Here is a 20,115-nt window from a genome sequence, read left to right as displayed (position 1 = left end):
CCGGCGACCCGGGACGGCGAAGGAGAGGAGTCCACGATGAAGGTGCGCGCGTCATTGCGCTCGCTGAAGGCCAGGCCCGGTGCCCAGGTGGTGCGCCGGCGGGGCGTGACCTACGTGATCAACAGGAAGGACCCCCGCTACAAGGCCCGCCAGGGCTGACGCCGGGAGTCCTGCCCGGCGGTGCCGGTGCGCGCGCGGCGCGCACCGCGCTCCAGGGCGAGCCCGGTGACCCGGTCGAGGACCAGTGAGAGCGCGGTCAGCAGCACCGCGCACAGGCACCAGCTCGCCACGACGTCCAGCGGCCAGTGGTAGCCGTGCCGGACCAGCCCGAAGCTCACGCCGAAGGTGACGAGGGCGCAGCCGATGACCAGCTCCCGGCGGACGTGGGCCGAGTGCAGCCAGGGCCGCAGGAGCAGGGTCGCGGAGCCGTAGGCGACCCCCGCCGTCGCCGTGTGGCCGGACGGGAAGTAACCGGTGCCCGGCGGCATCAACGGGGTCCCCGGCCGGGCGGTCCAGTCCTTCAGTGGGACGACGACCGCCGGGACCAGCGCCATCAGCACCAGCGCGGCCACGGGCGGCACCCACCACAGGTCCGCCCCCGTCGCACGGCCCCGCCGGGCGACGTACCCCGCGGCCAGCAGCAGGACGGGGACGGCGATCCGGAAGTCACCGAGGTAGGTCAGCAGCCGGGAGAGGGTGTCCGGATGGACGAGCGCCCGGCTGAGCCGGGCGTCCACGCGCAGCAGCGGGCCGTCGGCCACGACCTGCCAGGTGAGGACGGCGAGGACGAGGGCCGGGACGCCGAGGAGGAGGGAGCGGCGGGCGGGCGCTGAGGTCGACACGGGGACCAGCTTCGCACCCGCGGCCCGCGAGCACCGGCATCCGGAGGAAGAGGAAGGAGGTCGGCCGCCCCGGAACAGGGGGGGTAGTTCCGAGGCGGCCGTCCGGATCGGAACGTCGCTCGCCCCGGGGGGTTTGGGGCGGCGACCGTCCGATCGGTGAGGAGATCCCGAAGCCGTCAGGCCCCGGATGTGTGCGCTAAGCACGACCAGGTCGAAGCTGGGGAGGCCCCGGCCTGAAACCACCCACAGTCCCCTGTGGGCGGGGTGTATCTCTCATCTGAGGAAGAACCTACGGCAGGCCGGGGCGCTTCGGCAGCCGTAATCCCGACCCGCCATCCACCTCGCACACCTTCTTCACACGGCCTGCCGCAGGACGTCGTCAGAGGTGCGGACCACTCGCTCAGATGCGCGACTTCCGGCCTCCAGGACGCGCCGCGTCAGATGCGCGCGAAGCCCTGCTCGATGATGTCCAGACCCTCGTTGAGCAGGTCCTCGCCGATCACCAGCGGGGGCAGGAAGCGCAGCACGTTGCCGTAGGTGCCGCAGGTCAGGACCAGCAGGCCCTCCGCGTGGCAGGCCTTGGCGAGCGCGGCGGTGGCCTCCGGGTTCGGCTCCTTGGTGGCGCGGTCCTTGACCAGCTCGACGGCGATCATCGCGCCGCGGCCCCGGACGTCGCCGATGACGTCGAACTTCTCGGCCATGGCGGTGAGGCGGGACTTCATGATCGCCTCGATGTTCTTCGCCTTGGCGTTGAGGTCCTGCTCCTTCATCGTCTCGATGGCGCCGAGCGCACCGGCGCAGGCCACCGGGTTGCCGCCGTAGGTGCCGCCCAGGCCGCCCGCGTGCGCGGCGTCCATGATCTCGGCGCGGCCGGTCACGGCGGCCAGCGGCAGACCGCCGGCGATGCCCTTGGCGGTGGTGATCAGGTCCGGGACGATGCCCTCGTCCTCGCACGCGAACCACTGGCCGGTGCGGCAGAAGCCGGACTGGATCTCGTCGGCGACGAACACGATGCCGTTGTCGGCGGCGAACTGGCGGATCGCCGGCAGGAAGCCCTTGGCCGGCTCGATGAAGCCGCCCTCGCCGAGCACCGGCTCGATGATGATCGCGGCCACGTTGTCCGGCCCGACCTGCTTGGTGATCTGGTCGATGGCCTGCTTGGCGGCCTCCGGACCGCAGTTCTCCGGACCGGTCGGCCAGCGGTAGCCGTAGGCGACCGGGACGCGGTAGACCTCGGGGGCGAAGGGGCCGAAGCCGTGCTTGTACGGCATGTTCTTCGCGGTCAGCGCCATCGTCAGGTTCGTCCGGCCGTGGTAGCCGTGGTCGAACACGACGACCGCCTGGCGCTTGGTGTAGGCGCGTGCGATCTTCACGGCGTTCTCGACGGCCTCGGCGCCGGAGTTGAACAGCGCCGACTTCTTGGCGTGGTCACCCGGGGTGAGCTCGGCGAGCGCCTCGGCGACCGCCACGTAGCCCTCGTACGGGGTGACCATGAAACAGGTGTGGGTGAAGTCGGCCAGCTGGGCGCTCGCGCGGCGCACGACGGCCTCGGCGGACGCGCCGACGCTCGTCACGGCGATGCCGGAACCGAAGTCGATCAGGCGGTTGCCGTCGACGTCCTCGATGATGCCGCCGCCCGCGCGGGTGACGAAGACCGGCAGCGTGGAGCCCACGCCCTGCGCGACCACGGCGGTACGGCGGGCCTGCAGCTCCTGCGACTTCGGGCCGGGGATGGCGGTGGCGACGCGGCGCTCCTGCGGAAGTGCGGTCATGCGGGGCTCCTGGGGTGTTGCAGACGCTTTTCTTCTTCATCTCGCAGGCTAGGCCGGGCGCCGGGGGCTGGGCATGCTCCATGTGGGCGTTGTCGCCGGGGCCGGTTGTCCGTGGTGGACATAGCCGCTCGGAGGCGGTACCCCCGGACGGGCCCGTCCTACGGCCGCGTAAGCGGTGAACTCCCCTTGCCGGGGCGTTAGATTGGCTCGCTGACGGTGGACGGAACGGCTGGTCAGGGGGCAAGCGAGATGGACAGCGACGGGACGCGGGACGTGCGCGGCACGCATCCGAACCCGGTGCCGCGCCCGGCGGTGCCCCGGGAGGCCGCGGCCGTGCCGCCCAGGCCCCCGGTCCCCCCGGGCGCGCCACCCCGGCCGGACGGCTCGGCGTTCCTCGCCTGGCTGCGCACGCCCCGGCCCGAGGCGGCACCGGGCGTGTGGCGGCTGGGCCACCGGCCGAGGCCCGAGCGGGAGCCCGAGCTGATCCCGGCCCGGCAGCTGCTGAGCGGCGCGCTGATCGCGTTCCTGGTCGGCTGGCTGGTGTGGTCGCTGCTGTGGAACGGCTACCTCGGCGGCTGGTGGGTGCTGCCGCTGGAACTGTTCACCCCGGACTCCTGGCGGCAGAGCAACGACGCCGTGGGCAACGCGGTCGTCTGGTACGGCTACTACACCCTCATCGCCCTGGCCATCATGCTCGTCGTCGGCCGGCTCGGGCGCTGGGGCGAGGTCTGGCGCCGCTGGGGCCCGCCCGCCTGGCGTCCCGCCGAGCCCGCCACCGCTCCGCCGCCCGCGCCCGAGCAGGACCCCGCCGAGTGGCCCGAGCTGCGCCGGGCCGGGGCGCACGAGGCCGCCGAACGGCTGGCCGCCGACGCCCGGGCCGGCCTCATGCGGGACGTCGACCTGGCCCGGATCGACCGCGCCTGGCAGGGCGTGCGGTCCGGCACCCACAGCCTCGCCGCGTTCACCGGCACCGTGCTGCGCCAGGGCGCCGCGGCCTGCCCGCACCCCTCCGGCGAGCGCGACCTGCCCGCCCGGCACGCCCGGCACGACCTGCTCACCGGCCAGGTCCGGCTCGGCACCGCCGCCGACGACCCCCGCAACCCGTACCACTACCGCGGCGCCGGACTCGCCCTCGGCCCCGACCTGCTCGGCACCTCGCTGCTCGCGGTCGGCCCGGCCGGCTCCGGCAAGACCGGCTCCCTGGTCCGGCCGCTCGCCGAGTCGCTGTGCCTGCACGCCCTCGCCGGCCGCGCCGCCGTCGTGGCCGTCGGCGCGGCCGGCGCCGGACTCGGGCCGGACGCGTCGTACGACGTCGTCGTCCGCGTCGGGCACCCCGACTCCGTCCACGACCTGGACCTCTACGGCGGCACCACCGACCCAGACGAGGCCGCCGCCATACTCGCCGAGGCGCTCGTCGGCGACCTCACCGACCCGCACCCCGGCAGCGACAGCCGCCGCTCCACCACCGTCCTCGCCCAGCTGCTCGGCCCCTTCCGCGCCGTCCACGGCCGCTTCCCGTCGGTGCCGGAGCTGCGCCAGCTGCTCGACGGCACGACCGGCCCGCTGGCCGCCCTGCGCAAGGCGCTCACCGACTCCGGACAGGACTCGCTGCTGCGCGAACTCGACGCCCGGGAGCGGCAGATGGCCCACCCCGGCGACGTCGGCGCCGTCCTCGCCGACCGGATCGCGCTGCTGGACCGGCCCGCCTTCGCCGACTTCTTCGACACCTCAGGACAGTCCCGGCCGTTCTCCCTGAAGGCCCTCGACCACCCCGTCCGGGTCCGCATCGACCTGCCCCAGCGCGGGCACGCTGACGCCTCCCGGATCCTCGCCCGGCTGGTGCTCGCCCAGTTCACGGCCGGCGTGACGGTACGGGAGGACCGCTCGCTGTTCGCCTGCCTGCTGCTGGACGACGCCTCCGGTGTCGTCACCCCGGAGGCCGTGCGCGGCATCCAGCGGCTGCGGTCCGTGAACGCCGGGGTCGTCCTGACCCTGCGCACCCTGGACGACGCCCCCCGGCCGCTGCGCGGCCCGCTGCTCGGCGCCACCGGCTGCCGGATGGCGCTGTCCGGGCTCACCCCCTGGGACGGGCAGGACTTCGCCGAGGTGTGGGGCAAGGAGTGGACCGAGACCCGGGACGTCACCGACCGGCAGATCATCGCCGAGACCCCGGCCGGCAAGGCCGTGCACATGCTGCGCCGGGTCATCACCGGGCAGGCGCCCACCGCCCGCGCCGTCACCGTCCGCCAGGTGGAGCGCGAACGCTGGTCGGCCTCCGAACTGGCGCACGGGGTGCCGCCGGGGCACGCGGTGCTGTCCCTGACCACGGTCCGGGGGGAGCACGCGCCACCGGTGCTGGTGGACCTGCGGGGGTGAAGCGCCCGGATCGCTCCTTTCCGGTCCTCGCCGGACCGTACGGTGAGGCAGAATCGGCATAGGTCGTTCATACGCGGCGGCCAACTGATCACTTCGATCACCGGATCTCCCTCACCGTGAAGGCCTCATGCCCCCGACGCTCGCCTCGCTCGTCCACCACTCCGCGCTCAAGCTGACCGTGCGGGCGGGCGAGGACCGGCTCGACGTGCCCGTGCGCTGGGCCCACGTGAGCGAGCTGGCCGACCCCGTCCCCTACATGGAGGGCGGCGAGCTGCTGCTGATCACCGCGCTCAAGCTGGACGCGGAGGATCCGCAGGCCATGCGGCGGTATGTGAAGCGGCTGGTCGGAGCCGGTGTCGTCGGGCTCGGCTTCGCCGTCGGCGTCAACTACGACGAAGTACCCAAGGCCCTCGTCGAGGCCGCCGAGCGGGAGGGGCTGCCGCTGCTGGAGGTGCCCCGCCGCACCCCCTTCCTCGCCATCAGCAAGGCGGTCTCCGCCGCGATCGCCGCCGACCAGTACCGCGCCGTGACGGCCGGCTTCGCCGCCCAGCGCGAACTGACCCGGCAGGCCCTCACCCACGGGCCCGAGGGCCTGCTCGCCGCGCTCGCCGCGCAGGTCGACGGATGGGCGGCGCTGTACGACGCCTCGGGCGCCGTCGTCGCCACCGCACCGGAGTGGGCCGGCCGCCGGGCCGCCCGCATCACGGCCGACGTCGAACGGCTCAGGGAGCGCCCCGCGCCCGCCTCCTCGGTGGTCGGCGGGCCGGACACCGAGGACCGGGTCGAGCTGCACTCCCTGGGCACCGGCCGCCGCCCGCGCGCCGCGCTCGCCGTCGGCACCGCCGCCGCCCTCGGCACCGCCGAGCGGTACGCCGTCCACTCCGCCATCGCCCTGCTCACCCTCACCACCGAGCGCTCGCGCTCCCTGCACGCGGCCGAGCAGCGGATCGGCGCCGCCGTGCTGCGCATGCTGCTCGCCGGGGAACCCGACCACGCCCGGGCCGTCGCCGGGGACCTGTACGGCGGTCTGCTCGACGCCCCGTTCCGGGTGATCGTCGCCGAGGCGGTGTCCGGCGGCGACCCGCTGGGCGGTCTCACCGAGGCCGTGGAGTCGGCGGCCGCCCGGTCCGGGGAGGCCGTGCTCGTCGTGCCCGAGGGGGAGCGGCTGGTGGTGCTCGCCGGGGACGGGGGAGCGGCGGCCGCCGCGTGCACCGCGTACGCCGCGGGACGGGAGAAGGCCCGGTCCGCGCCGGAGGCGCAGCCGGAGGAGGACGAACTGGTCGTCGGCCTGTCCGCGCCGGCCGGGCCGATCGCCGCGGCCGCCGCCTACAAGCAGGCCGAGCAGGCGCTGTCGGTGGCCCGGCGGCGGGGCCGGGTGCTGGTCGAGCACGAGCAGCTGGCGGCGGGCTCGGTGCTGCCGCTGCTGGCCGACGACGCGGTGAAGGCGTTCGCGGACGGGCTGCTGCGGGCGCTGCACGAGCACGACGCCACCGGCCGCGGTGACCTGGTCGCCTCCCTGCGGGCCTGGCTGTCCCGGCACGGGCAGTGGGACGCGGCCGCCGCCGACCTCGGCGTGCACCGGCACACCCTGCGGTACCGGATGCGGAGGGTGGAGGAGATCCTCGGGCGCTCGCTGGACGACCCGGACGTCCGCATGGAGCTGTGGCTCGCCCTGAAGGCGACGTCGTCCGACTGACGCCACCGCGCCAAACCGGAGTGACCCGGCCCCCGACTGCGCCGACTCGGACAAGCGCTCCCCGCCCGCCCCGGCCCTACCGTGGACGACGAACCGAAAGCACACTCCTACGCGGAAGGGCCGGGACTCGACACATGACTTCCCTCCACGCCTTCTGGCTCGCCGGCCGCCAGGCCACCGGCGAGGACACCTTCGACGTCACCTCCCCGTGGGACGGCCGTCTCGTCGGCACGGTCAGCGTGCCGACCGACGCCCAGGTCGAAGAGGCCGTGGCCGCCGCCCACGCCGTCCTCGAGGACTTCGCCGCCACCCCGGCCCACGTCCGTGCCGCCGCCCTCGACCACGTCGGCAAGCGGCTGGCCGAGCGCACCGAGGAGATCGCCCAGCTGATCTCCGCCGAGAACGGCAAGCCCGTCAAGTGGGCCCGGGGCGAGGTCGGCCGCGCCGTCTCCGTCTTCCGGTTCGCCGCCGAGGAGGCCCGCCGGTTCAACGGCGGCGAGGCCCAGCGGCTCGACACCGACGCCGGCGGCCAGGGCCGGCTGGCGCTGACCCGCCGCTTCCCCAAGGGCGTCGTCCTCGGCATCGCGCCGTTCAACTTCCCGCTGAACCTGTGCGCGCACAAGGTCGCCCCCGCCATCGCCGCGGGCGTCCCGATCATCCTCAAGCCGGCCCCGGCCACCCCGCTGTCGGGCCTGATCCTCGGCGAGCTGCTGGCCGAGACCGACCTGCCGGCCGGCTCCTGGTCGGTCCTGCCGGTCACCAACGACAAGATGCCGGCCCTCGTCCAGGACGAGCGCCTGCCGGTGATCTCCTTCACCGGTTCCGAGAAGGTCGGCTACGCGATCATGGACTCGGTGCCGCGCAAGCACTGCACCCTGGAGCTGGGCGGCAACGGGGCCGCGGTCGTCCTCGGCGACTACTCCTCCGACGCCGACCTCGACTGGGCCGCGAACCGCATCGCGACCTTCTCGAACTACCAGGGCGGCCAGTCCTGCATCTCCGTGCAGCGCGTGATCGCCGACGCCTCGGTGTACGACCGCCTGCTGCCGCGCATCGTCGCCGCCGTCGAGGCCCAGGTCACCGGTGACCCGAGCGACTCGGCGACCGACGTCGGCCCGCTGGTCAGCGAGGACGCCGCCCGGCGCGTGGAGTCCTGGGTCGACGAGGCCGTGTCGGCGGGCGCCAGGCTGCTGACCGGCGGCAAGCGCGAGGGCGCCTCGTACGCGCCGACCGTCCTCACCGACGTGCCGGCCGACGTGACCCTCTCCTGCGAGGAGGTCTTCGGGCCCGTCCTGACCGTGCAGCGGGTGGACGGCGAGGCCGAGGCGTTCGCCGCGGTCAACGACTCCAAGTACGGCCTCCAGGCGGGCGTGTTCACCCACGACCTCCAGGTCGCCTTCCGCGCCCACCGCGCCCTCGAGGTCGGCGGCGTCGTCGTCGGCGACGTCCCGTCCTACCGCGCCGACCAGATGCCGTACGGCGGCGCCAAGCAGTCCGGCGTCGGCCGCGAGGGCGTCAAGTTCGCGATGGACGACTACACCTACGAGCGCGTCCTGGTCCTCACGGGCCTCGCACTCTGACCTGCCACGAACAGGTCACACAACGGCCGGAGCCCACTGTGCGGGGGCTCCGGCCGTTGTCTCACGTCCTGTGCCCGGTGACCTGCCCGCGTCGGGCACGTCCTGCGCCGGGGGAGCGTCAGGTGTACACCAGCAACTTGTCGCACGTGCTCGTACCGTCGTGGAGCGAGGTGTCACTGTTGAGGACGTAGAAGGACCCGGCGAACCCGGTGGCGGACATCTTCGGAACCACGATCAGTGTCTCGTTCGCCATGTCCAGCCCGGCCGGCTGCACCACGTTGTCGTACAGCAGCCTGAACAGGTTCTGCGCGAGGTTCGGCAGCCTGAGGATCCGGTAGGTGCGATCCCCCCCGGTGCCCGGGCGACCCGTGATCAGTGCCTGACTCCCGGGCTTCGCCCAGTCCGAGGGCTGGAAGGCCATGCGGCCCATCGATTCGAGATCCTGCAGCCGCCGCTGCGTACTCGCCTGGACGCCGGCCATGTGGATGTGCAACTGGTTGAGGCTGCGGATGCCCTGCGAGTTGATGCCCAATCCGATATTCGGATACTGGACGGGCACGCTCCCCCCGCTTCTCGCGTTCTGCCACGCGTCGTCCCAGTAGTTCTCCACGCCCGGGGTCGTGAGGAACGGGCACTCGATGCCGGTGATCCGGCACGTGGGAACCAGCAGGTAGTTGTGCGGGTTCTCCGGCTTGCCGTGCAGTACGACGTAATCGGGAGTCGTCTTCAGGCAGTCGGGCGGGAGCTGTGGCGGCGGCGGGATCGTCCCGTGCGTGCAGTACTGGACGTCGTTCCACAGCGGGTCGTTGTCGGCCGGGCTGCCGCACAGGCGCTGGAACTGCGCAGGGGGGCAGGGGCTCGCCCCTGATCCGGGGGGAGCGGGGGTGGGGGCGCACGGGTCGGGTGCGGGCGTCCCGGGCACCGGGCCGGCTGCCGCGTTCCCGGTCCCCGCCGCACCGGCCAGGAGCGCCGCCGCTCCCACAGCGCCGGAAAGGGCGAAGAATTGACGCCGAGGGACCTCTTGGGAATTGCTCTGGCCGTTCATGCGTGATCTCCGATGGTGATGACCGCTGCTTCACTCCGCCGAATGCGATCGAGTTCCCCCGCTGATTCGCTCACAGGGTAGGCAGTGAAAAGCGGATTTCCCATCAACTGGAAAGGTGAGTGTCGCCTGTTCCGCGTTTCAGGTAACAGCCCCTACGGGAAGACCGCGACCGTCTGCCCGGCCGACGGCTGTCAGTCGAGCCCGTGGCGCACCAGGTGCAGGGCCCGGTCGGCGACGTCCTCGGGGTCGGCCCCGTGTTCCACGGCCGTCATGGCGGCCTGGAGGAGGCCGCCGATTAGTTGGGCGGTCAGCTGCGGGTGGGCGGGGCTGAGGGCGGCGATCGCCGACTGGAGCGGCGCGTAGTGCACGAGGTGGAGCTCGTGGACGCGGTCGCGGCACTCCCGGGGCAGTTCCGCGCGCATGAGGGCGGCGGCCGGGCGGTGCATGCCATCGGCGGCGAGGCGGAGTTCGGTCCGGACGAAGGCGTCGATGCGGTCCGCGGGGTCGCTCACGGTGTCGAGCGCCCGGGCGAGGGCGGCGTTCGCGGCGGTGAAGGACTCCTCGACGACGGCTGCCAGCAGGGCCGCGCCGGAGGGGAAGTACTGGTAGAAGCTGGAGCGGGCCAGTCCCGCCCGGGCGCCGACCGCGGCCGGGGTGACCGCGGTGGCGCCCTGCTCGACGAGGATGTCGACGGCTGCCCGGATCAGCGCGGCGCGTTGCTGGGCCCGGTGCTCGGCGACCGTGGCGGCGTTGATCTTGGGCATGGCGCGGGAGTGCCTTTCGAGGCCGGGGTCAGGTCAGCCGGCCGTCCCGCATGACGAGGACGTGGTCGGCCGCGTCCAGTATCTCGGTGTCGTGCGTGACCATGACCGTGGCGGTGCGGTGGGCGCGGGTCTGCTGGGCCAGCAGCTCGACGATCTCGCGCGCGCGGGCGCGGTCGAGGGCCGAGGTGGGCTCGTCCACGAGCAGGACCTCGGGGGCGAGCAGCAGCGCGCGGGCCAGGCCGACGCGCTGGCGTTCGCCCCCGGAGAGCTGGTGGGGGCGCCGGTCGGCGCGGGCGGTCATGCCGACGGCGTCCAGCAGTTCGTCGGCACGGCGGCGGGCGGCGGCGTCGAGGCGGCCCGCGACGTGGGCGGGCAGCAGGAGCTGCTCGCGGGCGGTGAGGGAGGCCAGCAGGTTGGCGTGCTGGAAGACGTAGCCGATGTGGTGGCGCCGGTGGGCGGTGCGCTGGTGCTCCTTGAGGGTGGTCAGGTCGACGCCGGCGACGTGGACGCTTCCCCGGGTGGGGGTCTGCAGGCCGCCCGCGACGGCGAGCAGGCTGGACTTGCCCGAGCCGGAGGGGCCGGTGACGGCCAGGAACCGGCCCGGGGCGACCGACAGGCCGACCCCGTCGAGTGCGGTGACCTGCTGCTGTCCGGTGCCCAGGCGCAGGGTGACGTCGGTCAGGCGCAGGACGGCCGCGGCGGCGGTGGAGTCCGGGGCGGGGGTCCCGGCGGGGGTGGGGTGGGTCATCGGTCGGCTCCCAGGGCGGTGAGGGCCTGGACTCCGGTGATGCGGCGGACCGCGACGGCGGCTCCGGCCAGGCCGAGGGCGGTGAGCAGCAGTGCGGCCGCGGTGACCTGGCCGGTCTTCAGTGCGAAGGGCGCCGATGCGTTCATGGCTCCGCCCAGCGCCAGCCCGGCGGCGGTGCCGGCCGCGGTGGCGGCGAGCAGGACGACGGCGACCTGGGTGAGGGCGTCGCGCAGGATGTAGCCCGTACTCGCGCCGATGGCCTTGAGCAGGGCGATCTCCTGGCGGCGCTGGATGGTCCAGACGGTGAAGAACGAGCCCACCACGAGGGCGGAGATGGCGTAGAGGAAGCCGCGGATCAGGGTCATGGTGCTGGACTCGGCGGTGTAGCCGGGGGAGGCCGCGTAGGTGCCGGCCTTGCCGACGGTCCGCGTGCCGAGCCGGTGGTCGATCGCGGCGGTGCCGGCACCGGGGGCGAGCCGCAGGGCCACCGCGGTCGCCTGGCCCGTCGCCGCGGGCGGCAGGGCGCCCGGCAGGCCGTAGTGGAGCTTCTGCCACAGGGCCAGTGGTGCGTAGACGACACCGACGTGGCCGAACGAGGCGTGGCCGATCGTGCCGATCACGGTCAGCGGCGTGTCCGCCTGCCCGGCGATGAGCCGGTCGCCGACTTTCACGCCGTCCTTGGCGATCTCCTCGCTGACGAGGATGCCGTTCGGGTCGGCCGACAGCGGCCTGCCCGTGGCGGGCGCGGGGGCCAGGAAGCCGGTCGGCCGGACGCCGAACACGGCCAGGTCGAGCTGCTTGCCGCCCGGGCCGGAGAGCTGGGCGTGGACGAGCTGCTGGCCCAGTGGTTCGGCCTCGCGCACCCCGGGCTGTGCGGCCCAGGCCCGCCAGGTGTCCCGGGTGACCGTGGACCGGGAGAACAGCTCGCCGGAGGCGGACTTGTCGAACGCCAGGTGCGTCACGGGCAACGCGCGCAGCGAGGAGATGCCGGAGTCCGCCAGCCCGCTGGCGAGTCCGGACAGGATGACGCCGAGGACGGCGATCATGGCGACGACGGCGCCGATGAGAGCGAAGCGCCCGCGGGCGAACCGCAGGTCGCGTACGGCCAGGAACATGGGAGGGGTCCGTCCGCTCTCAGGCGCCGACGGCGGCGACGGTCCGGTACGCCTCGGCCTGGCCGTCCACCCCGCGCGCGGACGGCCCGTGGGCGGCGCGGAAGGCGGGCGACCGGGTCCAGGCCTCGAACGCGTCACGGGAGGTGAAGTCCATCACCGCGACGTACGCGCCGTCCTCCCGCTCCGGGCGCAGCAGCCGCGCACCGACCAGGCCGACCACACCGGGCAGGGTTTCGCGCATGCTCGCGGCGAACCGCTCCTCGAAGACCGCGGCACCGGCCGCCGGGACCGGAATCCGGTTCATCACCGTGTACATCTCTCGACACCGTCTTTCAGGCAGGAAGGAATCACGGTCGGCGCATCACTTGCCGACACTTGCGTCGGGATCCTAGCCGATGTTCCCGACACTTCTGTCGGCAAGTGGGGGGTGTCCGATGCGGCGCGTGCCCGTCCGTAGGCTTCGGGCATGACATCGCAGGGCTATCTCTCCGAACTGTTCTCCCTCGACGGCCGCGTCGCCCTGGTGACCGGCGGCAGCTCCGGCATCGGGCGCGCGGTCGCCGGGGCGCTCGCCCGCGCCGGTGCGGCGGTGGTGGTCCTGGCCCGCAAGGAGCCGCAACTCAAGGAGACCGCCGAGGAGTTGACGGAGCAGGGATGCCGGGCCGGCTGGGTGAGCGGGGACCTGGGCACCCGGACCGGGGTGCGCGCGGCCGCCGACGCGGCGGCCGCGGTGTTCGGGGAGCCCGACATCCTCGTGAACTGCGCCGGGGTCAACCTGCGGCCGCCGATGGCGGAACTGGACGAGCGGGTGTGGGACACCACCATGGCGGTGAACCTGGAGGCGCCCTTCCTGCTGGGGCAGCGGTTCGGGCCCGGCATGGCCGAGCGGGGCTACGGCCGGATCATCCACGTCACCTCCCAGCAGGCGCACCGGGCGTTCGTGCACAGCGGCGCCTACGGGGTGTCCAAGGGAGCGCTGGAGTCGCTGGCGCGTTCCCAGGCCGAGGCCTGGTCGCCGTACGGCGTCACCTGCAACACGCTCGTGCCGGGCTTCGTCCCGACGCCGCTCAACGCGCGCCTGTCCTCGGACCCGGAGAAGGTGGCCGCGCTCGCCGCCCGCACCCTGGTCGGGCGCAACGGGCTCGCCGGGGACTTCGCGGGGGCCGCCGTCTTCCTCGCCGGTCCCGGCTCCGCCTACGTGACCGGCCAGTCGATCTTCGTCGACGGCGGGTTCTCGGTCCACTGAACCGCCGTCACCCGAAGGGGCCCGGCACCGCTGCCTTCCGGTGCCGGGCCCCTTCCTGACGCCGGGCGGCTCCGGACCCTCAACCGGAGAACCCGACGTGCGCGAGCCGCAGCGGGCCGCGCAGTGCGAGGCGGACGTCGTGCACGCCCTCGACGGCCGGGATGCGGGCCGTGACGGTGGTGTACGTGTACGGGTCGGCCGTGGGCGTGAGGAGGGTCAGCTCGGCCAGCACCGGGCCGCCGTCCAGGGAGAGCCGCAGAACGCCCTCGCCGGCGAGCTGGGCGCTCACCTCGCGCACGCCGTCCGCGAAGTCGCAGGAGCGGTGGACCAGTTCGGCGGACGTGCCGGCCGCGGGGGTCACCGCGTCACCCGCCCGCCTCGTCCGGTCCACGATCGCGATGCCGGACTGCTCGTCGAAGTCCGCCCCCTCCAGACCCCGCCGGGTCACCGGGCGCGGGGCCGGGCGCTCGCCGTCGAGGGCGAGGGTCGTGCGCAGCCGGACGTCCTCGCTGGAGGCGCCGAGCAGGAGCTCGTACGGCCCCTGCTCCAGGCGCCACCCGCCCTGGGCCACGTCCCAGAACTCCAGGGCGGACAGCGGTACGTCGAAGGCCACCGTCGTGCGCTCGCCGGGCGCCAGCGTCACCCGGCGGTGCCCGAGCAGCTCCCGGCGCGGCCGGGGCACCGACGGGTCCACGGCCCGGCCGTAGAGCTGGGCGACCTCGTCGGCCGTCCGGTCGCCGGTGTTGGTGACGGTGCAGGACACGTGCACGGAGGCGTCCGCGACCCGGACCGACAGGCCGTCGTAGGCGAAGCTCGCGTACGACAGGCCGTGGCCGAACGGGAAGAGGGGGGTGCCCTCGAAGTACAGGTACGTCTGGCGGGCGCCGATCACGTCGTAGTCGAGCAGGTCCGGCAGGTCGGCGTCGGACGCGTACCAGGTCTGCGGGAGGCGCCCCGCGGGGGAGGCGTCGCCGGCCAGGATCCGGGCCAGGGCCGTGCCGGCCGCCTGGCCGCCGTGCGCGGTCCACAGCACGGCCGCCAGCCGCGTCACGTCCACCGCGTAGGGGTACGCCGACGTCAGGACCAGGACGGTGCGCGGGTTCGCGGCGCGGGCGGCGCCCAGCAGCCGCCGTTGGTGGGCCGGCAGGTCCAGCGTCGTGCGGTCCTCGGTCTCGCGGCCGTTGATGTGCGGGTCGTTGCCCGCGACCACCACGACGACGTCCGCCCGGCCCGCCGCCCGCGCGACCGCGTCCTCGCCGCGCTCGACCGTGATCACCTCGAAGACCTCGCCGGTCCCGCCGTTGTCGCCGGGGTCGGCAACCTTCACGCCGTCGGCGCCGACACGGACGTGACGACCCGTGCCGAGGTGCTTCAGGAGGTGACCGCTGCCGTGGGGTTCCAGACGGAAGGTCTCCTGGACGACCCAGCCGCCCGGCTGGTCGGCGGAGGCGCGCAGGCGGCCGTCCTCGGCGACGGACAGGTAGCGGCCGTCGGGGGCGCGCAGGGTGAGGACGCCGTCGCCCCAGTCCACCAGCGCGAACTCGGTGCCGGCCGGGTCCGTGGTCAGCGGGGGCAGGTCGGTGCGGCCGGACAGCAGCGCCGGGTCGAGGGCGCCCTCCGCGCCCCGGGCCTCGTCCGGGGCGTCGGCGGCCGGCACGTGCAGGAAGGCGCCGGCCGCGGTCCGCAGCCGGACCCGGTCCACCCCCTCCGCGAACTCCACGCGCTCGGCGCCGAACCGCTCGTACAGGCCCTCCAGGGGCGTGGAGCGGTGCAGCAGGCCGCCGCTGTACCAGTCGAGCTTGCACTCGTCGGCGAGCAGGCCGACCACGGCGATCCGGGTGCCGGGCGCGAGCGGCAGCAGGCCGTCGTCGTTCTTCAGCAGGACGACGGCCTGCTCGGCGGCCTCCTGGGCGAGCGCCCGGTGCGCCGGGGTGTCGAACTCGCCGGCCAGGTGCGGGTCGTGGTGCGGGTCGAACTCGCCGAGGCGGAAGCGCACCGAGAGCTGGCGGCGCACCGCGGTGTCCACGTCCGCCTCGGTCAGCAGGCCCCGCTCCAGCGCCCCCCGGACGCGCGCGGTGATCGGCGAGCCGTCCGTGCCGTGGTCGGTGAAGCTGTCCACGCCGGCCAGCAGGGCGGCCGCGGTGGCCTCCTCGTGGGTGTCGAAGTAGTGCTCGGCGTCGACCAGGTTGCTCGGCGCCCCCGCGTCCGAGCACACCAGCAGGTCCTCCTCGGTCCAGGTGCGCAGGTGGGAGCGCAGGTACGGGGAGAGATGGTTGGGGCGGCCGTTGACCAGGTTGTAGGCGGGCATGACGCCGGCCACCGCGCCCGCCTCGACCGTGTCCCGGAAGGCGCGCAGGTCGTACTCGTGCAGGACGCGCGGGCGGACGGAGGCGGACGACGTGGCCCGGTCCGTCTCGTTGTTGTGCGCCAGCCAGTGCTTGAGGACGGGGGCGGTGCGCCAGTAGAGCGGATGGTCGCCGCGCAGGCCGTGCGTGTACGCCGTCGCGATCGCCGACGTCAGCCGCGGATCCTCGGAGTAGCCCTCCTCGTTGCGGCCCCACAGCGGGTGGCGCAGCAGGTTCACCGTCGGGGCCCACACGTTGAGGCCGCCCCGGTCGTCGAGCGCGCGCATCGCCCGGACCTCCCGGGACACCGCCTCGCCCACGCGCCGCACCAGGTCCGGGTTCCAGGTCGCGCCGAGGCCGACCGCCTGCGGGAACACCGTCGCCGGGCCCATCCAGGCCACCCCGTGCAGGGCCTCCTGGCCGGTGCGGAAGGCGGCGACGCCCAGCCGCTCGACGGCGGGCGCGAACTGGTGCAGGAAGGCGGTCTTCTCGTCCAGCGTGAGCCGTGCCAGCAGGTCGTCGACGCGCTTCGGATGCGGCAGCTGCGGGTCGCGGAAGGGCGGCGTGGGCGGCGAGTCAACGGTCACGGGCGGTTTTCCCCTTGGACGGAACGGCACGGCGCTTTCGAAGCGCTTCGATGCTCGTTCGGCCACCGGGTGGGTGTCAAGGTGCCGGTCCGGATCCGGCGGCATTTCGCATCGCGCAGTAAGGCAAGGGAGGCATCGTCACCTTCCTCGGCAGGTCCGGGGAATCTTGGAAGCGGCCCTTGTGCACCCCCGGGTGTTCACTTAACCTCGCTGCAACATCGAAGCGCTTCGACTCGTTCCGCAGGGCGCTTCGGCTCAGCCAGATCCACTCGAGACACCGCAGCCGACGGCCCACCGCCGGGTGTCCTGGTGCGCCATGAAGGGTTGACGCAATGACGCCGAACGCCGCCTCCCCCTCTTCCGGTCCTGCCGGACCGAGCCGGAGAAGCTTCCTCGCATCCACCGCGGTCGCCACCGCGGCGGTCGCCGGCGGGATGCCCCTGCTCGCCGCCTGCGGAGGGTCGGACAGCGGATCGCGGGAGGGCACCACGTCGGGCAGGGCCGCGGACAAGCTGCTCCCGGCGTACGTCGCCGGCACGCTCGCGCGGCCGGACCTTCCCTCGAAGAACGGCTCGGCGGCCGGCTACACCGGCAAGGTCGACCTCGCGGCCCTGCAGACCTCGGTCCCGCACAAGCTCGGCACCGGCGCCCCCTTCACGATCATGTCCCCGTTCTGGGGCTCCCCGCCCAAGGGCGACTGCGCCTACTACAAGGCGCTCGACGCCGCGGCGGGCACCAAGGTCACCTGGCAGAACCAGGACGGCAACACCTACGGCCAGAAGCTCGGCGCCGTCCTCGCCTCCAGCTCCATACCCGACATGGTCGTCGTGCCGGGCTGGGAACTGGTCGGCAAGATAGCGAACGCGGTCACCGCGAAGTTCATGGACCTCGGCCCCTACCTCGCGGGCGACAAGGTCAAGAAGTACCCGAACCTGGCCGCGATCCCCTCCGACGCCTGGCGCATGGGCATCTTCGGCGGCGCGCTGCGCGGCATCCCCATGCCCTCCGCCGCCGCGACCTTCATCGTGCCCTACTACCGCAAGGACCTCTTCGACAAGAAGGGCTGGTCCGTACCCACGTCGCCCGACGAGTTCCTCAGCTGGGCCAAGGACGCCACCAGCGCCAAGGCCAAGGTGTACGCCTGCGGCGACATGTCGTGGACCGCGTTCAACATCTTCGGCGTCCGCAGCTCGGGGCCGCTGGGCTGGACCATCGGCTCCGACGGCAAGCTGACGTACCGCATCGAGCAGCCCGAGTACCTCGAGGCCCTGGAGTGGAGCCGCAAGCTGTTCGACGCCGGCGTGGTGCACCCCGACGACAAGGCGCGCTCGGGCGACGCGGGCCAGCGGTTCACCGCCGGGCAGATCCTGGTGTTCAACAACGACACCTCCGCCTGGTACGGGAAGACCGCCGAACAGGCCAAGGCCAACCCGGACTTCCGGATCGAGGGCATGGACATCTTCGGCCCCGACGGCGGCCACCCGACGCTGTACGCCTCCCAGCCCGCCACCATCTGGTCGCTGATCCGCAAGGGCGCCTCGAAGACGACGGTGGAGAACGCGCTGGCCGCCGCCGACTTCGCGGCCGCCCCCTACGGCACCAAGGAGCGGATGCTCGTCGACTACGGCGTCGAGGGCACCCACTACACGGTCAAGGGCGGTGTCCCGGTCAAGACCGACCAGGGCAACAGCGAGGTGATCAACGCCTGGGTGATGCTGGCCGCCCCGGCCCCCTACTTCGCCCACCCCGACTACCCCGACGTCGCCCGCAAGCAGGTCGAGTGGCAGCAGCGGATGGGCGCCTTCATGAAGAAGACGTCCACGTACGGCATGAACATCGTCGAGCCGAACCGCTACGCCAACCTCTCCAGCCAGTTCGAGCAGCTGGAGATCGACTACGTGCGCGGCAACAAGAAGCTGTCCGACGTGCAGGCCGCCATCTCGACCTGGAAGTCCTCCGGCGGCGAGAAGCTGCGCGACTGGTACAAGCAGCTCCTCGACAAGAACGGCAGCGGCAACTGATGTCTCTCACGGCCGGGAGCAGGCCCGACGGAACCCGTCCCCCCGCGGCCGTCGAGGAACCGACGGCCGCGGTCACCACGGCCGCGGCCAAGGAGCGGATGCCCCGCCGGGCGGGCAGGGCCGGCAAGGTGCCCTGGCGGATCCGGCTGCGCCGCGACCGCGCGCTCATCCTGATGACGCTGCCCGTCATCCTGCTGCTCCTGCTCTTCAACTACATCCCGCTGCTCGGCAACGTCGTCGCCTTCCAGGACTACGACCCGTACGTCTCCAGCAACGGCGTCACGGCGATCTTCCACAGCCCGTGGGTCGGCGTGCAGCAGTTCTCCAGGATGCTGGGCGACCCGTTGTTCTGGAGCGCCGCCAAGAACACCCTCGTGCTGTTCGTGCTCCAGCTGGTGCTGTTCTTCCCGGTCCCCGTCGCCCTCGCGCTGCTCGTCAACAGCGTGGTCCGACCCCGGGTCCGGGCCGTGGCGCAGGCGATCATGTACCTGCCGCACTTCTTCTCCTGGGTCCTCGTGGTCACCGTCTTCCAGCAGATCTTCGGCGGCGCGGGCATCATCGCGCAGACCCTGGAGAACCACGGCTGGGGCGGCTTCGACCTGATGACCGACGCGAGCCTGTTCAAGTACCTGGTCACCGCGCAGGCCGTCTGGAAGGACGCCGGCTGGGGGATCATCGTCTTCCTCGCCGCGCTGGCCGCCGTCAGCACCGACCTGTACGAGGCCGCCGCCATGGACGGCGCCGGACGCTGGCGGCGCATGTGGCACGTGACGCTGCCCGCGCTGCGCCCGGTGATCGCGCTGCTGCTGGTCCTGCGGGTGGGCGACGCGCTGAGCGTCGGGTTCGAGCAGTTCCTGCTCCAGCGGGACGCGGTCGGCGCGGGAGCGAGCGAGGTCCTCGACACCTACGTGTGGAACATGGGCATCCAGAACGGCGACTTCAGCTACGCGGCCGCCGTCGGCCTCGTCAAGGGAGCCATCGGAGTGTGTCTCGTCCTGGGCGCGAACAAGTTCGCGCACCTGCTGGGCGAGCAGGGGGTGTACCAGAAGTGAGCCTCAACACGCAGCTCGTCCGCAGCCTCCGGGCTCCCGCCCGCCCCACCTGGGAGGAGCCGCCCGGCAAGGCCGGTCTCACCGCCAAGGGCGGCCTGCTGGTGCTCTGCTGCCTGGGCGTGCTCGGGCCGCTGTGGATCGTGATCGTCACCAGCCTGTCCCCGAAGCCCGTGATCGACCGGGTCGGCGGCCTCGTCGTGATCCCCCAGGGCATCACCTTCGTCAACTACCGGGAACTGCTCAGCGGCGGCCAGGTCAGCCGGGCGATCACGGTCTCGGTCGGGGTGACCCTCGCCGGCACCCTGTTCTCGATGACGGTGTCCGTGCTCGCGGCCTACGGCCTGTCCCGGCGGGACAGCCTGGGCCACCGGTTCCTGCTGATGGCCATGATGGCGACCATGTTCTTCGGGGCCGGCCTCATCCCGACGTACCTCCTCGTGCAGTCGCTGGGCCTCACCGACACCTACCTGTCCCTGATCCTGCCGAGCGCGGTCAGCGTCTTCAACATCCTCGTGCTGCGCGCCTTCTTCATGGGCATCTCACCCGAACTCACCGAGTCCGCCCGCATCGACGGGGCCAGTGACGTGCGCATCCTGCTGACCATCGTCCTGCCGCTGTCGCGGGCGGTGCTGGCCGTCATCTCGCTGTTCTACGCCGTCGGGTACTGGAGCGCCTGGTTCAACGCGTCCATCTACCTCACCGACCAGCGGATGATGCCGCTGCAGAACGTGCTCATCCAGCTGGTCCAGAAGAACACCGAGGCGCCGACCGGCCTGCAGCAGGCGGTCCGCACCGGGCAGCTCTCCGCCCTGGGGCTGCAGATGGCCGTCATGGTCCTCGCCCTCGTCCCGGTCGCGGTCGCCTCCCCGTTCGTCCAGCGGCACTTCAAGAAGGGCATGCTCACCGGGGCGGTCAAGGGCTGACAC

Annotated in this window: 16 protein-coding genes; 8 read left to right on the top strand and 8 right to left on the bottom strand. The window is 73.1% G+C overall.

The window, feature by feature from the left end; translation table 11 throughout:
- Positions 1-36 precede the first annotated feature (36 nt).
- The gene (gene ykgO / locus AQJ66_RS34915) at positions 37-159 is read left to right on the top strand and encodes a type B 50S ribosomal protein L36 (protein ID WP_061930412.1); all 123 of its coding nucleotides are present in this window, start codon (positions 37-39) and stop codon (positions 157-159) included.
- Here the strand turns inward: ykgO and AQJ66_RS34910 are convergent.
- Together AQJ66_RS34910 and gabT are read right to left on the bottom strand one after the other, a co-directional pair.
- Positions 138-842 (bottom strand): phosphatase PAP2 family protein, encoded by a 705-nt coding sequence (locus AQJ66_RS34910; protein ID WP_061930410.1) that lies wholly within the window; start codon positions 840-842, stop codon positions 138-140. The genes ykgO and AQJ66_RS34910 overlap by 22 nt on opposite strands.
- 437 nt (positions 843-1,279) lie before the next feature.
- The gene (gene gabT / locus AQJ66_RS34905; RefSeq protein WP_061930407.1) at positions 1,280-2,614 is read right to left on the bottom strand and encodes a 4-aminobutyrate--2-oxoglutarate transaminase; all 1,335 of its coding nucleotides are present in this window, start codon (positions 2,612-2,614) and stop codon (positions 1,280-1,282) included.
- 249 nt (positions 2,615-2,863) lie between these two features.
- On the opposite strand from gabT, the gene AQJ66_RS34900 reads away from it, so the two are divergent.
- The 3 genes from AQJ66_RS34900 (at position 2,864) to AQJ66_RS34890 (ending at position 8,266) form a co-directional block, all read left to right on the top strand.
- Positions 2,864-4,990 (top strand): hypothetical protein, encoded by a 2,127-nt coding sequence (locus AQJ66_RS34900; protein WP_061930403.1) that lies wholly within the window; start codon positions 2,864-2,866, stop codon positions 4,988-4,990.
- Between the two features lie 127 nt (positions 4,991-5,117).
- Positions 5,118-6,686 (top strand): PucR family transcriptional regulator, encoded by a 1,569-nt coding sequence (locus AQJ66_RS34895; protein WP_061930400.1) that lies wholly within the window; start codon positions 5,118-5,120, stop codon positions 6,684-6,686.
- A 134-nt stretch (positions 6,687-6,820) separates the two neighbouring features.
- Positions 6,821-8,266: an aldehyde dehydrogenase family protein gene (locus tag AQJ66_RS34890; protein WP_061930397.1), complete on the top strand. Its 1,446-nt coding sequence runs from the start codon at positions 6,821-6,823 to the stop codon at positions 8,264-8,266.
- A 118-nt stretch (positions 8,267-8,384) separates the two neighbouring features.
- Here the strand turns inward: AQJ66_RS34890 and AQJ66_RS34885 are convergent, their stop codons facing one another.
- The 5 genes from AQJ66_RS34885 to AQJ66_RS34865 form a co-directional block, all read right to left on the bottom strand.
- On the bottom strand, positions 8,385-9,311 hold the full coding sequence (locus AQJ66_RS34885) for a CDP-diacylglycerol diphosphatase (RefSeq protein ID WP_079060595.1): 927 nt from the start codon (positions 9,309-9,311) through the stop codon (positions 8,385-8,387).
- Positions 9,312-9,502: 191 nt separating this feature from the next.
- Positions 9,503-10,075 carry a TetR/AcrR family transcriptional regulator gene (locus tag AQJ66_RS34880; RefSeq protein ID WP_061930394.1) on the bottom strand — a complete coding sequence of 191 codons (573 nt, stop codon included), beginning with the start codon at positions 10,073-10,075 and terminating at the stop codon, positions 9,503-9,505.
- Positions 10,076-10,103: 28 nt separating this feature from the next.
- Complete coding sequence (locus AQJ66_RS34875; protein ID WP_061930391.1) at positions 10,104-10,823, bottom strand: ABC transporter ATP-binding protein; 720 nt, start codon at positions 10,821-10,823, stop codon at positions 10,104-10,106.
- The gene (locus AQJ66_RS34870) at positions 10,820-11,938 is read right to left on the bottom strand and encodes an ABC transporter permease (protein WP_061930388.1); all 1,119 of its coding nucleotides are present in this window, start codon (positions 11,936-11,938) and stop codon (positions 10,820-10,822) included. The genes AQJ66_RS34875 and AQJ66_RS34870 overlap by 4 nt, the downstream gene beginning before the upstream one ends.
- 19 nt (positions 11,939-11,957) lie before the next feature.
- Positions 11,958-12,242 (bottom strand): antibiotic biosynthesis monooxygenase family protein, encoded by a 285-nt coding sequence (locus AQJ66_RS34865; RefSeq protein WP_159052684.1) that lies wholly within the window; start codon positions 12,240-12,242, stop codon positions 11,958-11,960.
- Positions 12,243-12,404: 162 nt separating this feature from the next.
- Between AQJ66_RS34865 and AQJ66_RS34860 the strand changes: the two genes are divergently transcribed.
- Positions 12,405-13,184, top strand: a complete 780-nt coding sequence (locus tag AQJ66_RS34860) for an SDR family NAD(P)-dependent oxidoreductase (RefSeq protein WP_061930382.1) — start codon at positions 12,405-12,407, stop codon at positions 13,182-13,184.
- 79 nt (positions 13,185-13,263) lie between these two features.
- Here the strand turns inward: AQJ66_RS34860 and AQJ66_RS34855 are convergent, their stop codons facing one another.
- Positions 13,264-16,116 carry a glycoside hydrolase family 3 C-terminal domain-containing protein gene (locus AQJ66_RS34855; protein ID WP_061930378.1) on the bottom strand — a complete coding sequence of 951 codons (2,853 nt, stop codon included), beginning with the start codon at positions 16,114-16,116 and terminating at the stop codon, positions 13,264-13,266.
- A gap of 332 nt (positions 16,117-16,448) precedes the next feature.
- Here AQJ66_RS34855 and AQJ66_RS34850 point away from each other — a divergent pair, with 332 nt between their 5' ends.
- Genes AQJ66_RS34850 through AQJ66_RS34840 form a run of 3 tightly spaced genes read left to right on the top strand, consistent with a single transcriptional unit; the run spans position 16,449 to position 20,112 of the window.
- Positions 16,449-18,137: an extracellular solute-binding protein gene (locus tag AQJ66_RS34850; RefSeq protein ID WP_061930375.1), complete on the top strand. Its 1,689-nt coding sequence runs from the start codon at positions 16,449-16,451 to the stop codon at positions 18,135-18,137.
- Positions 18,137-19,189 (top strand): ABC transporter permease, encoded by a 1,053-nt coding sequence (locus AQJ66_RS34845; protein WP_061930372.1) that lies wholly within the window; start codon positions 18,137-18,139, stop codon positions 19,187-19,189. The genes AQJ66_RS34850 and AQJ66_RS34845 overlap by 1 nt, the downstream gene beginning before the upstream one ends.
- Positions 19,186-20,112 (top strand): carbohydrate ABC transporter permease, encoded by a 927-nt coding sequence (locus tag AQJ66_RS34840; protein ID WP_061930369.1) that lies wholly within the window; start codon positions 19,186-19,188, stop codon positions 20,110-20,112. Before AQJ66_RS34845 ends, AQJ66_RS34840 begins: the two co-directional genes overlap by 4 nt.
- Positions 20,113-20,115: the final 3 nt, after the last annotated feature.

Origin of the sequence: Streptomyces bungoensis, from assembly GCF_001514215.1 — a bacterium.
GTDB classification, from domain to species: Bacteria; Actinomycetota; Actinomycetes; order Streptomycetales; family Streptomycetaceae; genus Streptomyces; species Streptomyces bungoensis.
Note: the sequence above shows the minus strand (reverse complement) of the source record. Positions and strands in the feature narration are given on the sequence as shown.

What these genes read in the sequence shown, in the direction of transcription:
- AQJ66_RS34890 (WP_061930397.1), top strand. Translation starts at nt 6,821, where the DNA reads ATGACTTCCCTCCACGCCTTCTGGCTCGCCGGCCGCCAGGCCACCGGC.
- gabT (WP_061930407.1), bottom strand. Translation starts at nt 2,614, where the DNA reads ATGACCGCACTTCCGCAGGAGCGCCGCGTCGCCACCGCCATCCCCGGC.
- AQJ66_RS34845 (WP_061930372.1), top strand. Translation starts at nt 18,137, where the DNA reads ATGTCTCTCACGGCCGGGAGCAGGCCCGACGGAACCCGTCCCCCCGCG.
- AQJ66_RS34875 (WP_061930391.1), bottom strand. Translation starts at nt 10,823, where the DNA reads ATGACCCACCCCACCCCCGCCGGGACCCCCGCCCCGGACTCCACCGCC.
- ykgO (WP_061930412.1), top strand. Translation starts at nt 37, where the DNA reads ATGAAGGTGCGCGCGTCATTGCGCTCGCTGAAGGCCAGGCCCGGTGCC.
- AQJ66_RS34895 (WP_061930400.1), top strand. Translation starts at nt 5,118, where the DNA reads ATGCCCCCGACGCTCGCCTCGCTCGTCCACCACTCCGCGCTCAAGCTG.
- AQJ66_RS34880 (WP_061930394.1), bottom strand. Translation starts at nt 10,075, where the DNA reads ATGCCCAAGATCAACGCCGCCACGGTCGCCGAGCACCGGGCCCAGCAA.
- AQJ66_RS34865 (WP_159052684.1), bottom strand. Translation starts at nt 12,242, where the DNA reads ATGAACCGGATTCCGGTCCCGGCGGCCGGTGCCGCGGTCTTCGAGGAG.
- AQJ66_RS34900 (WP_061930403.1), top strand. Translation starts at nt 2,864, where the DNA reads ATGGACAGCGACGGGACGCGGGACGTGCGCGGCACGCATCCGAACCCG.
- AQJ66_RS34860 (WP_061930382.1), top strand. Translation starts at nt 12,405, where the DNA reads ATGACATCGCAGGGCTATCTCTCCGAACTGTTCTCCCTCGACGGCCGC.
- AQJ66_RS34885 (WP_079060595.1), bottom strand. Translation starts at nt 9,311, where the DNA reads ATGAACGGCCAGAGCAATTCCCAAGAGGTCCCTCGGCGTCAATTCTTC.
- AQJ66_RS34870 (WP_061930388.1), bottom strand. Translation starts at nt 11,938, where the DNA reads ATGTTCCTGGCCGTACGCGACCTGCGGTTCGCCCGCGGGCGCTTCGCT.
- AQJ66_RS34850 (WP_061930375.1), top strand. Translation starts at nt 16,449, where the DNA reads ATGACGCCGAACGCCGCCTCCCCCTCTTCCGGTCCTGCCGGACCGAGC.